Annotated in this window: 10 protein-coding genes; 6 read left to right on the plus strand and 4 right to left on the minus strand. The window is 66.6% G+C overall.

The window, feature by feature from the left end; translation table 11 throughout:
• Positions 1-89: 89 nt before the first annotated feature.
• Entirely contained in the window at positions 90-533 is a 444-nt protein-coding gene (locus IVB54_RS13805) for an RbsD/FucU domain-containing protein (protein WP_018457525.1), read from the plus strand.
• A 30-nt stretch (positions 534-563) separates the two neighbouring features.
• Here the strand turns inward: IVB54_RS13805 and IVB54_RS13810 are convergent, their stop codons facing one another.
• Complete coding sequence (locus tag IVB54_RS13810) at positions 564-881, minus strand: antibiotic biosynthesis monooxygenase (protein WP_007602028.1); 318 nt, start codon at positions 879-881, stop codon at positions 564-566.
• 88 nt (positions 882-969) lie between these two features.
• On the opposite strand from IVB54_RS13810, the gene IVB54_RS13815 reads away from it, so the two are divergent.
• Positions 970-1,365 (plus strand): hypothetical protein, encoded by a 396-nt coding sequence (locus IVB54_RS13815; protein ID WP_247455116.1) that lies wholly within the window; start codon positions 970-972, stop codon positions 1,363-1,365.
• Positions 1,366-1,587: 222 nt separating this feature from the next.
• Here the strand turns inward: IVB54_RS13815 and IVB54_RS13820 are convergent, their stop codons facing one another.
• Positions 1,588-2,970, minus strand: coding sequence for a hypothetical protein (locus IVB54_RS13820; RefSeq protein ID WP_247777290.1), 1,383 nt, complete (start codon positions 2,968-2,970; stop codon positions 1,588-1,590).
• A gap of 75 nt (positions 2,971-3,045) precedes the next feature.
• Between IVB54_RS13820 and IVB54_RS13825 the strand changes: the two genes are divergently transcribed.
• Positions 3,046-4,242, plus strand: coding sequence for a major facilitator superfamily domain-containing protein 6 (locus IVB54_RS13825; RefSeq protein ID WP_247455114.1), 1,197 nt, complete (start codon positions 3,046-3,048; stop codon positions 4,240-4,242).
• On the opposite strand, the gene dgcA is transcribed toward IVB54_RS13825, so the two are convergent.
• Positions 4,212-5,207, minus strand: coding sequence for an N-acetyl-D-Glu racemase DgcA (dgcA, locus tag IVB54_RS13830; protein ID WP_204511766.1), 996 nt, complete (start codon positions 5,205-5,207; stop codon positions 4,212-4,214). The genes IVB54_RS13825 and dgcA overlap by 31 nt on opposite strands.
• Before the next feature lie 143 nt (positions 5,208-5,350).
• Between dgcA and IVB54_RS13835 the strand changes: the two genes are divergently transcribed.
• From IVB54_RS13835 to IVB54_RS13845, 3 genes are read left to right on the plus strand one after another with little or no spacing between them, the layout of a single operon-like run.
• A complete protein-coding gene (locus IVB54_RS13835) occupies positions 5,351-6,484 on the plus strand; it encodes an ABC transporter permease (RefSeq protein ID WP_085348830.1) in 1,134 nt (377 codons plus the stop codon).
• A 2-nt stretch (positions 6,485-6,486) separates the two neighbouring features.
• Positions 6,487-7,257 carry an ABC transporter ATP-binding protein gene (locus tag IVB54_RS13840; protein ID WP_027518968.1) on the plus strand — a complete coding sequence of 257 codons (771 nt, stop codon included), beginning with the start codon at positions 6,487-6,489 and terminating at the stop codon, positions 7,255-7,257.
• A 16-nt stretch (positions 7,258-7,273) separates the two neighbouring features.
• On the plus strand, positions 7,274-8,140 hold the full coding sequence (locus IVB54_RS13845; RefSeq protein WP_247338281.1) for an MlaD family protein: 867 nt from the start codon (positions 7,274-7,276) through the stop codon (positions 8,138-8,140).
• Between the two features lie 260 nt (positions 8,141-8,400).
• Here the strand turns inward: IVB54_RS13845 and IVB54_RS13850 are convergent, their stop codons facing one another.
• Positions 8,401-14,241, minus strand: coding sequence for a negative regulator of septation ring formation (locus IVB54_RS13850; RefSeq protein WP_247455113.1), 5,841 nt, complete (start codon positions 14,239-14,241; stop codon positions 8,401-8,403).
• Positions 14,242-14,286: the final 45 nt, after the last annotated feature.

A 14,286-nucleotide genomic window follows, 5' to 3' on the forward strand; every position in this document is an offset into this window, starting at 1 on the left:
CGTGATCCCCATCACCATGGTAGGCTGCGTGATCTGAATCACGCTTGGACCTGCCGAGGTGGGCGCCCAATGGGAGGACAGTCCGTCACATGCTGAAATCGATCGATCCGATCCTCACGCCCGACCTGCTTTGGCTGCTGGCTTCCATGGGCCATGGCGACGATCTCGCTTTCGTCGATGCCAATCACCCCTCGGCGCGCATCGCGCAGAGCACGCATTCGCAGCGCTTGATCCAGTTGCCGGGCATGAGCATGGAGACCGCGATTCGCGCCATCATGTCGGTCTATCCGCTCGACGATTTCGATCCCGATCCGGTCCGCGTGATGATGCCGGTCGACGATCCCGACCGCGTCCCCGACGTGCAGCGCGCGGTGCTCGCCGAGATCGAACGCGCCGCTGGCCGGCCCGTCACGCCCGGAAAACTCTCGCGGCCGGATTTTTATCGCGCGGCGGCGGCGAGCTTTGGCGTCGTGCAGGTCGGCGACAGCAGCAGTTACGGATGCTTCCTGATCAGGAAGGGTGTGATCAGCTAGCAGCGCACGATCGAACGATGCGGGACGGCGTCACGCGTGCTCGAATGGTCCGACCTCGCGGATCACCTTGCAGATCTGCAGGAAGCCGCTGGCGTAGAATTCGGCATGTCCTCGCTTCATCGTCTCGACATGTTCGGGATGGGTGCGCCAGGCTTCGAGCGCTTCCTCAGAGGCAAAACGGAACACGGTGAGCTCCTCGCCGTCGTCGGCCTTGAACGACTTGACCGATACAAAGCCGGGAAGACGGCTGACGATGTCGTACATGCGCGCGCCGAGTCGGTCGTGTTCGTCGACAGAGGCGCCGTCACGCAATTGCAGATCGCCAATGACAATCACTTCGCCAATCATGTTTCCTTGACCTTAATCAATAGGATTCCTGCCGCTCGATCTGCTATTCGATTTCGTGAGGGCTTTGTTACTTGGCACTCGAAATTGAATGGTCATTCCGCAAGCGGCCGTCTATCGTCCATCCATGTCACGCTTTTTATGTCTATCTGTCGCTATCGTCCTATCGCTGCTGCCGGCTGTCGCGCCGGCTGCTTCGATCCAAAAGCGTCCCAAGCAAGCTTGGCATGGTTACGGCTTCCTGCCGGGCTATCGCCAGCCGCTGAGCAACAGCATTCCGCTCTACAAGCAGAAGGAAGCGATGCGGCGGATGTCGCCTAGCGCCCGGCGCCATTGGTATATCGATCCGGTCCCCCAATATTACGGCTGGGACGGCGAGTGGCGCTATTTCGGCCGGCCCGGCTTCGGCGGCGGCCGCTACAATGGCGGCAGTTTTGGGCCGTGCTGGACGCGGACGCCGATCGGTGCGGTGTGGAATTGCGGGTGATCGGCTGAGCATCCGTCATTGCGAGCGGAGCGCGCTGCGCTCGCAATGACGTTGAGGAGAGAGTGTTTTCCTCATTCCGCTCTCGTGCCGCGGACGCAGCGTGGCGTCTCTTCGACGGTGCGCTGCAGAGCCGGGGCCATGTGGCGACGGAAGCTGTGGCTCGTGGGTCCCGGATCTGTGCTTCGCTTGTCCGGGACATGAGACGGAGCAGGCCGCATCCCCTTACGAGAAGAACGCGATCTTCTCGGCCTGGGTCATGCGGCGGATTGGCGCCATGGGATCGTTGGCGGCGGCGCGGGGCTTTTGCAGGATGCCGCTGGCGAGGATGGTGGCGCCAAGCGAAGCTTCCGGAACCGGCGACGTCATCGGGAGCGTCGTGGCCTGCGCCGCGCCGAATGTCGCGGATGCTGCCATGACGGGCGCCGGCTGCTCCATCACTTCGGCGGCGGCTTCCGCAATGGCGTTGGTGAGGCGCGCCAGCGATTCCATCGCGATCGGCGCTTCCTCTACGGGCTCCTCCACCACCGCTGCGGCGGCGACTGGCTCGGCTGCGGCCGGCTCCGGTATCTCGGCTGCGATGGGCGCTGCAGCCTCCGCAACCACCGGTTCCGGAACGGTCGCTTCCATCTCGACCGGTTCGATGATCTCGTCGAATTCGGGGTCGGGCGCGGCCATCTCCAGCGCGATGGCCTCGAGGATGGCTTCGTCCTCGGCTTCGGCGGCGGCATCGAGCGAAAATTCGTCCGTCACCTCCGCGAAAGCCTCAGTGGCCGGCTCTTCAAAAGCGATGTCTTCAGGCGCGATCCGGCTCTCGGCGACGGTCTCCGGCTCGAGCGCGGCGTCCGTCGCCTGCTCGGCAACGGAGAAGGCCTCGGAGACGATTCCGGCCGCTTCCGCGGCGGCTTCGGGCTCGATCGCCTCTGCGATGTCCTGCGGCGCCTCCGTAAAAGCCACGGGTGCTTCGCTGGCCATCGCCGCAGGCGCGGCCTCCGCCAGCGGAGCTTCCGCAGCGGACGACGGTGCCTCCTGCACCGGAGCCGGCGAGGGGCGCGCGGCCTGCGGTGTTGCGTCAGCGTCGGTTTGGTCGATCCGGTCCTTGAGCAGATCGAATGCGGCCTTGAGGTCGGCGCGGGGGTCGATGGTCGAAACCTGCGCGCAGGCCGCCTCGATCGAGGCGAGCTGCGAATCAATCAGGTCGCAGATTCGGCCGTCGGCACCGATCTCGCGCCAGCGCCAGGAGATCTCCTTGATGATGCGCAGGCCGCGCGGGATCGGTGCGAGCCTCGCCTCGATCGCAGCAGGATCGAACGCCGCGATTGCGATCGTCTCGGCTTCACGAATCGCGTGCCGGATGGCGCCCAAGGCTTCGGGGAGGCGGTCCTCGACGACGGGTTGGCGCTGTGCCGCAAGGGCTTCTTCGATTTTCGCGACCGCGTCGAGCACCATGCGGGTATCGGCATTGCGGTTGCGCTTGGCGTATTCGCCGAGGAACCAGCGGCCGCGCGCGGTCTCCATGAAGGCTTCGCGGATCGCGTCGTAATCCTGCTCGTTCGGCTCGGCCGCACGGGCAGACATAGGCGAGAGGGCGAATGCTTCGTTGGCCATGTCAATCTCGTCGCGCAAATCAGTACGCGTTACTGTAACGATCACCACGATATTGGCCGAATCGCAATTGGTTTGATGGCAGGCGAATCACAAATCCCCATCGCAGCAGCTCGGAAGCGGCGATTCGCCGTGAGCCTCGCGCTGTTCTATTCGGCGGTGTTCGCGGTCTCGGGTACGCATCTGCCGTTCTTTCCGGTCTGGCTGAAGGCGATTGGCATCGACGCGGCCTGGATCGGCCTCATCAACGCGCTGCCCGCAATCACGCGCTTCACCACGCTGCCGCAGGTCACCGCCTTTGCCGAAAAGAGACATGCGATTCGCGCCGGCATGATGGTGTCGGTGCTGGCGACGGCGATCGGGTTCACGGCGGTCGGCTTGCAGCAGCAGCCGCTGGCGCTGTTCCTGATCTATGCGCTGACCTGCATGATGTGGACGCCGACCATGCCGCTGACCGACGCCTATGCGCTGCGTGGCGTCGCCCGCTACGGGCTCGATTACGGGCCGGTGCGGCTGTGGGGTTCGGCAGCGTTCGCGGCCGGCTCGCTCGCCTGCGGCTATCTCGTAGACCACATCGCGGCGCGCGATCTGATCTGGGTCATCGTCGCCTGGGCCGTGGTTGCGGTCGCCGCCGGCATGCTGCTGCAGCCGCTCGACGATGTCAGGCGAAGGACGACGGCGATGCACGCCGGCAAGGCGCTGCTGCGCGATGCCGGCTTCTGGGCCATCATCGTTTCGGCCGCGCTGATCCAGGGCAGTCACGTCGCGTACTATACGTTCTCGGCCATCAACTGGCAGGCCCACGGCCTCGGCGGGCTGACGATCGCGGGCCTCTGGACGTTAGGGGTGATCGCGGAGATCGTCGTGTTCGCGCTGTCGCCGCGCTTCTCGCTGCACCCGTCCTCGCTCATGGCGATCGGGGGCGCGAGCGCGGTCGTGCGCTGGGTCGTCACCGCGTACGACCCGCCGCTCGCGCTGCTCGCGGTCGTGCAGCTCGGCCACGGCCTCACCTTCGGGATGACCATTCTCGGCACGATGAGTCTGCTGGTGCAGCGCGTGCCGTCGCATCAGATCGCGCGGGGGCAGGGCTATTACGCCGCGTGCAACGGGCTGCTGGGTGCGACCACCTCGATCGCGTCGGGCGCGATCTACGCCCGCATCGGCGACGGCCTGTATTACGTCATGGCCGCGATGGCCGGTGTGGGTGCGCTTTTGATCTGGTCGGCGCGGCACCGGCTGAAAGCTCATCCCCAGAGCGACGAGTCCGGCGGGTAGACCAGGCTGTCATCATAACGCAGGCCATGATCGCGGTCGCGCGTCAGCAGCAGCGGGCCGTCGAGATCGACGAAGCGCGCCTGCGGCGTCACCAGCATCGCAGGCGCCATCGACAGCGAGGTCGCGACCATGCAGCCGATCATGATCTCGAAGCCGAGCGCCTGCGCGGCATCGGCCATCGCCAGCGCCTCGGTGAGGCCGCCGGTCTTGTCGAGCTTGATGTTCACGGCGTCGTAGCGCTCGCGGAGCGACGCCAGCGAAGTGCGGTCGTGCACGCTCTCGTCGGCGCAAACCACCAGCGGCCGCTTGATCCGCGCCAGCGCGTCGTCTTGGCCCGCGGGCAGCGGCTGCTCGACCAAGGTGACGCCGACGGCCTCGCAGGCCGCAAGATTCTGCTCCAGATTGGCTTCGGTCCAGGCCTCGTTGGCATCCACGATCAGCTCGGATTCGGGTGCGGCGTTGCGCACCGCGGCGATCCGCTCCCCGTCGCCGTCGCCGCCGAGCTTGATCTTGAGCAGCGGCCGGTGCGCCGCCTTGGCAGTCGCCGCCGCCATGGCCTCGGGCGTGTCCAGCGAGATCGTGTAGGCCGTGGTGCGTTCGCCCGGCGCCGGGCGGTCGAGCACGCTCCAGGCCCGCAATCCGGCCGCCTTGGCTTCCAGATCGATCAGGGCACAATCCAGGGCATTGCGGGCCGCCCCGGGCGGCATGGCGGCTTGCAGGGCCTGGCGGGTGAGGCCGCCGGCCACGGCGTCCTGCATGGCCTTGATGGCGGCAAGGGTCGCCTCCGGCGTCTCGCCATAGCGGGGATAGGGCACGCATTCGCCGCGGCCGGTCAGGCCCTTCCGGCGGACCTCGGCCACAACGGTGACGGCCTCGGTCTTGGCGCCCCGGCTGATGGTGAAACTGCCTGCGATGGGAAAGCGCTCGATTCGCGCAGCGAGGGCAGGAACTTTGCTGGAAGTCATTTTAAACTCTGGCGAAATCTGAACCTGCTGGTTACCTCTAGCAACTAAGGTTAACCAGTTGGGGATACCTTCTCCGGGTAAGGGCGCGTGCGCAACCATCTGATTTCAACCGTTTCTCGCGCCCCGGCACGGGAGCGGACATCTTGAACGGCGATCCGAAGCTGGAACGGATTGCGAAGGGCAATGCGCTGGCACTCTGCGCCACCGGAACCTGGACCGCGAGCTTCGCGCCGGTCCTGGAGCGGATGGTGGCTGACGCCGAGAAGCTCGCCGGCGGCCCACAAAGCATCTTCATCGACGTGTCCGAGGTCTCCAAGCTCGACACCTTTGGTGCCTGGCTGATCGAGCGGCTGCGCCGCAGCCTGACGCAGGGCGCCGTCGAGGCGCAGATCGCCGGCCTCTCCGCCAATTATTCCAGCCTTGTGGACGAGGTGCGGCGGGTCAGGGCGACGCCTGTCATCGACAGCAGCACGATCACCATCACCGGCATGCTGGAGCAGATCGGCCGAGCCGTGGCCGGCGTTGCCGGCACGGTCGCAGGCCTGATCGACATGCTCGGCGCGGTGCTCGCGGCGGTCGCGCGCACCCTGATTCATCCGCGCTCGTTCCGCCTGACCTCGACCGTGCATCATCTGGAGCAGGTCTGCTGGCGCGCGGTGCCGATCGTGGTGCTGATCACCTTCCTGATCGGCTGCATCATCGCCCAGCAGGGCATCTTCCATTTCCGCAGGTTCGGCGCCGACCTGTTCGTCGTTGACATGCTCGGCGTGCTGGTGCTCCGCGAGATCGGCGTGCTGCTGGTCGCGATCATGGTCGCGGGCCGCTCGGGCAGCGCCTACACCGCCGAACTCGGCTCGATGAAGATGCGCGAGGAGATCGACGCGCTGCGCACCATGGGTTTCGACCCGATCGAGGTGCTGGTGCTGCCGCGCATGCTCGCGCTCGTTCTCGCGCTGCCGATCCTGGCCTTCCTCGGCGCGATGGCCGCGCTCTATGGCGGCGGCCTCGTCGCCTGGCTCTATGGGGGCGTGCAGCCGGAGGCTTTCCTGCTGCGGCTGCGCGACGCTATCTCGATCGACCATTTCATCGTTGGCATCGTCAAGGCACCTGTCATGGCCGCGGTGATCGGCATCGTCGCCTGCGTCGAGGGGCTCGCGGTGCAGGGCAGCGCGGAATCGCTCGGGCAGCACACGACGTCGTCTGTCGTGAAAGGCATTTTTTTCGTCATTGTCATGGACGGCGTGTTCGCCATCTTCTTCGCCGCGATCGGGATGTGACGATGGCTCCCGAAATTCAGAACCCGATCATTCGCGTCCGAGACATCACCGTGCAGTTCGGCGCGACGCGCGTGCTCGACGGGCTCGACCTCGACGTCAGGCGCGGCGAGATTTTGGGCTTCGTCGGCCCTTCCGGCGCGGGCAAGTCCGTGCTGACACGCACGATCATCGGCCTCGTGCCTAAGGTCGCAGGAAGCATCGAGGTGTTCGGCGTCGACCTGGATGCCTCCAATACGTCGCAGCGTCGCAACGTGGAGCGGCGCTGGGGCGTGCTGTTTCAGCAGGGCGCGCTGTTCTCCTCGCTCACGGTGCGGCAAAACATCCAGTTTCCGATGCGCGAATATCTGCGGGTGTCGCAGCGGCTGATGGACGAGATCACGATCGCCAAGCTCACCATGGTGGGTCTGAAGCCTGAGGTCGCCGATCGCTTTCCCTCGGAACTGTCGGGCGGCATGATCAAGCGCGTGGCGCTGGCGCGCGCGCTGTCGCTCGACCCGGATCTCGTCTTCCTGGACGAGCCGACCTCGGGCCTGGACCCGATCGGCGCCGGCGACTTCGACGAACTGGTCAGGACTCTGCAGCGTACTTTGGGGCTGACCGTTTTCATGGTAACCCACGACCTCGATAGCCTTTACACAGCATGTGACCGCATCGCCGTTTTAGGCAACGGTAAGATCATTGCGGCAGGGTCGATCGCCGACATGCAGGCCTCGCAGCATCCCTGGCTGAGGCAATATTTCCATGGCAAACGCGCTCGCGCGGTGATGGGCTGAGGTGCCGGAGTAGCTGATGGAAACGCGGGCAAATTACGTGCTGATCGGGTCGTTCACGCTGGCGGTGATCGCCGCCGCGATCGGCTTCGTGCTGTGGTTTCAGTCGCTGCACACCACCAAGCAGCGCAGCCCCCTGCGCGTCGTGTTCGAGGGCCCGGCCGCGGGCCTGCGCAACGGCGGCAGCGTCAATTTCAACGGTATCCGGGTGGGCGAGGTGGTCTCGGTGAAGCTCGACAACCCGCGGCGGGTTGTCGCACTCGCCATGGTCGAGAATAACGCCCCGATCCGCAAGGACACCCTGGTCGGCCTCGAATTCCAGGGCCTGACCGGCGTTGCCGCGATCTCGCTCAAGGGCGGCGAGGAGGCAGCGCCTGCGCCACCGCTCGACGAGGACGGCATTCCGACGCTGACGGCCGATCCCAACAAGCTCCAGGACGTCACCGAGGCGATCCGCGGGACGCTCCAGAACATCAACAAGATCGTCGCCGACAATCAGGAGTCGGTGAAGAACTCGCTGAAGAACCTCGAGACCTTCACCAACTCGCTCGCCCGCAACTCCGAGAAGATCGACGGCGTGATGGCCAAGGTCGACGGCGTGATGCTCAAGGCCGATAGCCTCATGCTCGGCCTCAACACGCTCGCCGGCGGCAAGGACGGCGGCGAGCTGTTCCAGGCGGTGAAGTCGATCCGCGAACTGGCCGACGATTTCGACAAGCGCTCCGGCGCATTGATGACCGACGGCCGCCGCACGCTCGGCGACATCAGCCGCGCCGTCAACAATTTCGACCGCAACCCGACCCGCGTCCTGTTCGGCGCCAGCAACAACGCGCCGCCAGCCGCGCCGCCACCGCCGCCCGAGCCGCCGAAGCCGAGGCGGCAGTAAGGGTCCCCGATGTCGTCCTGGCGAAAGCCAGGACCCATACCGCGAGGTCCATCGATTGCGATCGATGGGAGTACCGAACGACTGATCTTCGCCAAACTCCTCCCTGGGGTAATGGTCCTGGCTCCCGTGCGCAATTGCGCACTAGGCCAGGACGACATCGAGTGTTTGGTCGATCGCTTCGGTCCTGATGACACCCAAAACAAAACGGAGCCCGCGGGGGCTCCGTTTTTCATTCGCTCTTCGCTATCGCTGCGAACCGCTTATCCCAGCCGGCCCGCTGCGTGCGCGAGTAGCGTGTACACCAGGCCCGTCTCCGAGGTCAGGTGGTTGCGCAGCTCCTGCGGGCCGCGTCCGTCGCGGGCGACTTCGTCGAGCAGGCGTTCGAACTCGGCGACATAGCGGTCGACCGTGGCCTTGAAGTTGCGGTCGGAGCGATACTTGCGGGCGACCTCGTCAAAGGCCTTCTGGCCGGCGGGCGTGTAGAGGCGCTTGGTGAAGGCCTTGTTCTCGCCGCGCTGGTAGCGGTCCCACATCTCGGACGCGAGGTTGCGGTCCATCAGCCGGCCGATGTCGAGCGACAAGGATTCCAGCGGATTGCCGCCACCTTGCGGAGCCTGCGGCTGCGGAGCCGGTGCAGCCTGGCGGCCGCGCTGGGGCTCACGTCCGGTGGGCGCACCCTGGTTGGCGTCCGTGCGGCTCAGCAGGTCGGACAGCCAGCCGTCGCGGCCCTGGTCGTTGCCGGCCGGCGCCACCGGCGGCGCTTCGGTGCGGCGCGAGGATGCCGGCATGCCGAGGTCCGGCGGCGGCAGCGTCGAGGCGCTGGCGCTCTCGCGCATGCGCGTCTCGGTGCTGCGCGCGCCGACGGCCGCCAGCATCGGCTCTTCCTGCCGCTGTACGCTGGCGCGGCCCGTCGTGGAGACGTCGAGACCGCGGCCGTGCTGGGCCACGATGCGGTTGAGCTCGGCGAGGGCCTCGATCTGGTCGACGATCACCTTGCGCATCTGCGCAGTGCTCTCGGCGGCCTCCTGCGGCATCTCGAGCACGCCGCGGCGCAGCTCGTTGCGGGTGGCTTCGAGCTCGTTGTGCATCTCGAACGCCATCTGCTTCATGCTGGAGACGAGGTTGGTGAACTTCTCGGTCGACTGCTTGAACATCGCATCCGCCTCGTCGGTGGTCTGGCGGTAGATGTCGTGCATGGCCTCGACGGTCTGCCGATGCTCCTCTTCTGAGGCCGACCGCACCGCTTCGAACTGGCGGGTGATCGCGGCGGAACCGGCGCCGGCGGTCTCCGCGACGACGCGGGCGATGTCGCGGGCACGCTCTTCGGCGGCCGCCAGCGATTCATCGAGCAGGCCGGTGAAGCGAGACAGGCGCTGGTCGAGATCGGCCGTGCGCAGGTCGATCGTGGTGACGAGCGATTCCAGCGCCTCCTTGCGTTCGGCGAGCGAGGCGGTGGTGTTCTTGTTGCTCTGCTCGACGACCTGCGCGGCCTCGACCAGTGCCTTGCCGTGCGCGTCGAACTGGGTCGACAGCTCGCCCAGATCCTGGAGCGCCCGCGTGGTCTTGCTGTTGAAGACGTTGAGCTGGTCTTCCAGGTTCTGCGTCGCAGCGCCGTTGCGCGAGGTGACGTCGTTCATCGCCGAGACGAAGTCGGCGACGCGCGTCACCAGCGCCCGCTCGAGCGAGTTGAGGTTGTCGTGCGCACCGGTCAGCACCTCCTGGAGCAGGATGTTGCCTTCGCGCAGTCGCTCGAACAGGGCGACCGTGTCGGTGCGCAGGATCTTGCTGGTCTCCTGCATCTCGGTGACGGCCGCGATCGAGACCTGGCGCGACTGGTCGATCGCCGCGCGCGAGGCCTGCTCGAGGTCCTTGAGCGACTTGTTGACGGCACCGGTCGCCATCTCGCTCGCCGAGTTGATGGTTCGCGCCACCTCGGAGCCGTTGCCCATCATGGTCTGCGAGAACGCATGTCCGCGCGTCTCGATCGACTTCAGCGCGTCGGATGTGACGCGGTCGATGTCGAGCGTGAGCTGGCTGGTCTTCGAGCCGATCGCGTCGACGAGCGAGCCGCGCTTGGCGTCGATCATGTTGGCGAGGCGATCGGACTGCTGCTGCACGTAGGTGACGATCTCGTCAGTCTTGCCGGTCATGGCCTGGCCGAAGCTGCTGCTGGCGGCGAGCACCGAGCGCTCGACGTCCGCCGAGCTCGACTTGACCCGCGAGCTCGCCTCGTTGGAGGCGTTGATCAACGCGTTCTGGGCGTTGAGCGCGCTGGTCTGGATGTCGTTGGTCGCGTTCGCGGTGGCGGTGCTCAGCGTACGCTCGATCTCGCTCGAGATCGTGCGGATCTGGCTTGCGGCATCCGCCGAGGTCGAGGTCAGCGAGGTCTGCGCCTCACGCGCGCTGTTGAGGATGGTCGAGGCGGTGTCGGCGCCGACCGAGGTCAGCGTGCGCTCGATGTCCGTGGTCAGCGACTTGATCTGGCTCGCAGCGTCCGTCGAGGCAGAGATCAGCGTGCCCTGGGCCTCGCGTACGCCGCTGGTGAGCGCCTCGATGGTGGCGCCGCCGGCGGTCGCCAGCGCGCGCTGCATCTCGGCCGCCAGCGAACGAACCTGGCCGGTCTGTTCGGCGGAGACCGCCAGCAGGGTGCTCTGGGCATCGCGGGCGCTGGTCGTGATCGTCTCGGCGGTCGACTGGCCGACCTGCGAGAGCGAGCGATGCACTTCGGCGGCGAGAGACTTGACCTGGCTCGCCGCATCCGAGGACGCGTTGACGAGCGTGCTCTGGGCTTCGCGGGCGCCGGTCATGATGGTCTCTGCCGTCGCGGTGCCCGCCATCGAGAGCGAGCGCTGCACGTCCGAGGACAGCGCCTTGATCTGGTTGGCGGTCTCGCTCGAGGCCGCGATCAGCGCGCTCTGCGCATCGCGGGCGCCGGCGGTGATCGATTCCGCCGTGGTGGTGCCGGCCATCGACAGCGAGCGCTGCACGTCGGCGGTGAGGGTCTTGACGTGGTTGGCGGCGTCCGAGGACGCCGTGACGAGCGTGGTCTGTACCTCGCGGGCACCGGCCAGGATCGAGGCGGCGGTCGCCGAGCCTGCCGACGACAGCGTGCGTTCGACGTCGGCGGTGAGAGACTTGACGTGGTTGGCCGCATCCGAGGACGCCGTCACGAGCGTGGTCTGCACCTCGCGGGCACCGGCCAGGATCGAGGCGGCGGTCGCCGAGCCTGCCGACGACAGCGTGCGTTCGACGTCGGCCGCGAGCCCCTTGATCTGGTTGGAGGCATCGCCCGACGCGGCGACCAGGGTCGACTGGGCTTCGCGGGCGCTGGTCAGGATCGAGTTCGCGGCACCGGTGCCGACGGCGGTCAGCGCACGCTCGACCTCGGCGGAGGTCATCTTGAGCTGGGCGTTGACGTCGGAGGAGACCGTCATCAGCGACTGCTGCGCGGTGCGCGCACCGGTCTGGATGGTCTCGCTGGTGTTGACCACGAGGTTGGTGAGCGAGCGCTCGGCGTCCTCGACATGCGAGCGAATCGCGGTCGAGATCATCTCGGCGCGGGACATCATGTCGTCGCTGGCCTGGCGTCCGCTGCTCTCGATGCGGCCGGCGACGGCCTCGACGCGCGAGCCGAGCAGGTCCTCGAACTGCGCCACGCGCACGTCGATGTCGCTGGCGACCGCACCGACCTTGGTCTCGATGGCCTGCTGGATGTCCTGGAAGCGCGCCGTGACCGTGTCGGTCAGGTGCATGCTGCGGCCATCGATGATCTCGGCGACGCCGGTGATGCGTCGATCGACCGCCTCGATCGCCTGCGCGGTGCCGTCCGTGAGTGTCGAGGTCAGCAGGGTGAGGCGGGAATCGATCGACTGCACGGCCTGCGAGGCGCCGTTCGTCACCGCGCTGGTCAGGTAGGTGAGGCGCGTGTCGATGGATTCGAGCGCCTGCGACGCGCCGCCGGTGAGGGTGGTCGTCAGATGCGTGAGGCGCGTGTCGATCGTCTGGATGGTCTGCGACGCGCCATCGGTCAGCGAGGTCGCGAGGTGGTTGAGGCGGTTGTCGATGGTCTCGACAGCCTGAGACGCGCCGTCGGTCAGCGACGTCGTGAGGTGGGTGAGGCGGGAGTCGATCGACTGGATCGCCTGCGCGGCGCCGTCGGTCAGCGACGAGGCGAGGGTGTTGAGCCGTCCGTCGATGGTCTCGGTAACCGACTTCGCACGGGTATCGAACGACTGTTCGAGCGCGGCGACGCGGCCGACGAGCTGCTCGTCGAAGGTCTTGATGTGACCGTCGATCGTGGAGTCGAGGCTCGAGATCTTGCCGTTCAGCGAGGCATCGAGGTTGCTGACACGTTCGCCGATCGTGGTCTCGAACTGCACCAGGCGCTGGTCGAGCACGGCGGTGATCGCGCCGCCATTGGCGGTGAAGCGAGTGTCGAAATTATCGACATAGGTCTTCAGCGATTCATGGATGTCCTGCGTGCGCTGGCCCATCCGATCGACGATCTCGCCGCCGAAGGTCTTCACGGTGCGGTCGAACTCGGAGATGTGGCGGGTGATCAGCGCGCCCAGCGTGCCGGAGTCGCGGGCGAACTTCTCGACCAGCTCGGTGCCCTGGTTCTTCACCAGCTCGTCGAAGGCGCTCATCTGGAGCGACAGCGAGTCGTGCGCGGTCTCGGTCTGGCTGACGACCTTGGCGACCAGCGTGTTGACGGTGGCGTCGAGCGCTTCGCTCGCCTTGTCGCCGGAGGTCATGATCTGGCCGGCGAGGCGGTTGCCGGCGTCGTCGATCTTGGCGGAGAGGTCGTTGGAGCGCAGCTCGAGCTCGAGCAGCAGCGAGTCCGAAGAATTCTTCAGGCTGTCGTGCACCTGCTCGGTGCGCTCGGAGATGCCGTCGACGATCGCGGCGGAGCGCTGCTCGAACTCGCCCGTGATGCGGTCGATGCGCTCGTTCAACATCTCGTGGACGCGGTTGGCGAGGTCGACGAACTCGTCGTGAACGTGGCCGGTCTTGAAATTGAGGCTGGTGGTCAGCCGCTCGCTGGCGTCGAGCACGGCGCGGGTGGTCTCGTTGCTGGCCTCCTCGAGGCGGTCGAGCAGGTCGCCGCCGCGCTCGCCGAGCGCGAGGATCATGTTGTCGCCGGCGTTGCTGAGCGCACCGGTGATGTGGGCGCCGCGCTCTTCGAGTGCGCCGGTGATGGACTTGGCGACCTCGTCGACGCGCGAGGCGATCGCGTCCGAGATCAGGGCGATGTCATGGCGCAAATCGATCTGCACGCCGGAGATGGCGCTGCGGACCTGCTCGGCCTGGCCGACCAGATTGTCGCGCTGATGCGCGATGTCCTGGAGCAGGGCGCGGATGCGCACTTCGTTGTCGGAATAGGCGCGCTCAAGCGCCGCGACCTCGTTGGCGACCAGCGTCTCGAGTTCGCCGGCGCGCGCGATGGCGCGCTCGATGCCGTCGCCCATCGCCGCAACCTCGCGGCGGATGGCCTGGCCGACGGTCACCATGGAATCCGAAGCCGAGCCTTCCGGCTCGGAGAAGCGGATCGCAACCTGGGCCATAGCCTGCGCGACCGAGCTCATTTGTTGGCCGCGCCAGACGAGGCTCGCCAGGAAGAAGAACAGCATGATTGGCGCGAAGAACATCGTGACGAGGCCGGCAATGGCCAACACGCCGCCGCTCTGGCCCATCGCCGCCTGGATCGAAGGCAGGAAGCCGACCGTCAGCGCGGCGCAGGCGGCCAGCCAGATGACGGTGAAGATTGTCGCGCCGGTGTAGATGTTGCGGGTCGGGCGTCCCGTCTGCAACGTCTGCAAGAGCTGGCCGATGGTCGCACGGTCGTCATTGGCGGCGCGGCGCGAGGAGCGCGGCTCCTCGATCTGGTCGAACACCGCGCGTTCGTTCGCGGCGGGGCGCGCGTCGAAGCTCGGTTCGTCGAACATCGGGGGAGCCGGTGGCGCGACCGGGGGCGACGCTTCGCTGCGCATCGAGGCGTTGCGGCTTGTGTCCGCGGCCGTGTCGCTGATGTTCAGGGCTTCCTGGATTGCAGAAAGCGCATCTTCTGTGGGGTCTTTGACCTTTTTCGGAGTGTTTGCCATGTTCAGTCCGAGCCCTCGTTACTTGTACGCGTCCCCCCGCGAGCT

The sequence above is a fragment of the Bradyrhizobium sp. CW1 genome (genome assembly GCF_023100665.1).
GTDB classification, from domain to species: Bacteria; Pseudomonadota; Alphaproteobacteria; order Rhizobiales; family Xanthobacteraceae; genus Bradyrhizobium; species Bradyrhizobium canariense_D.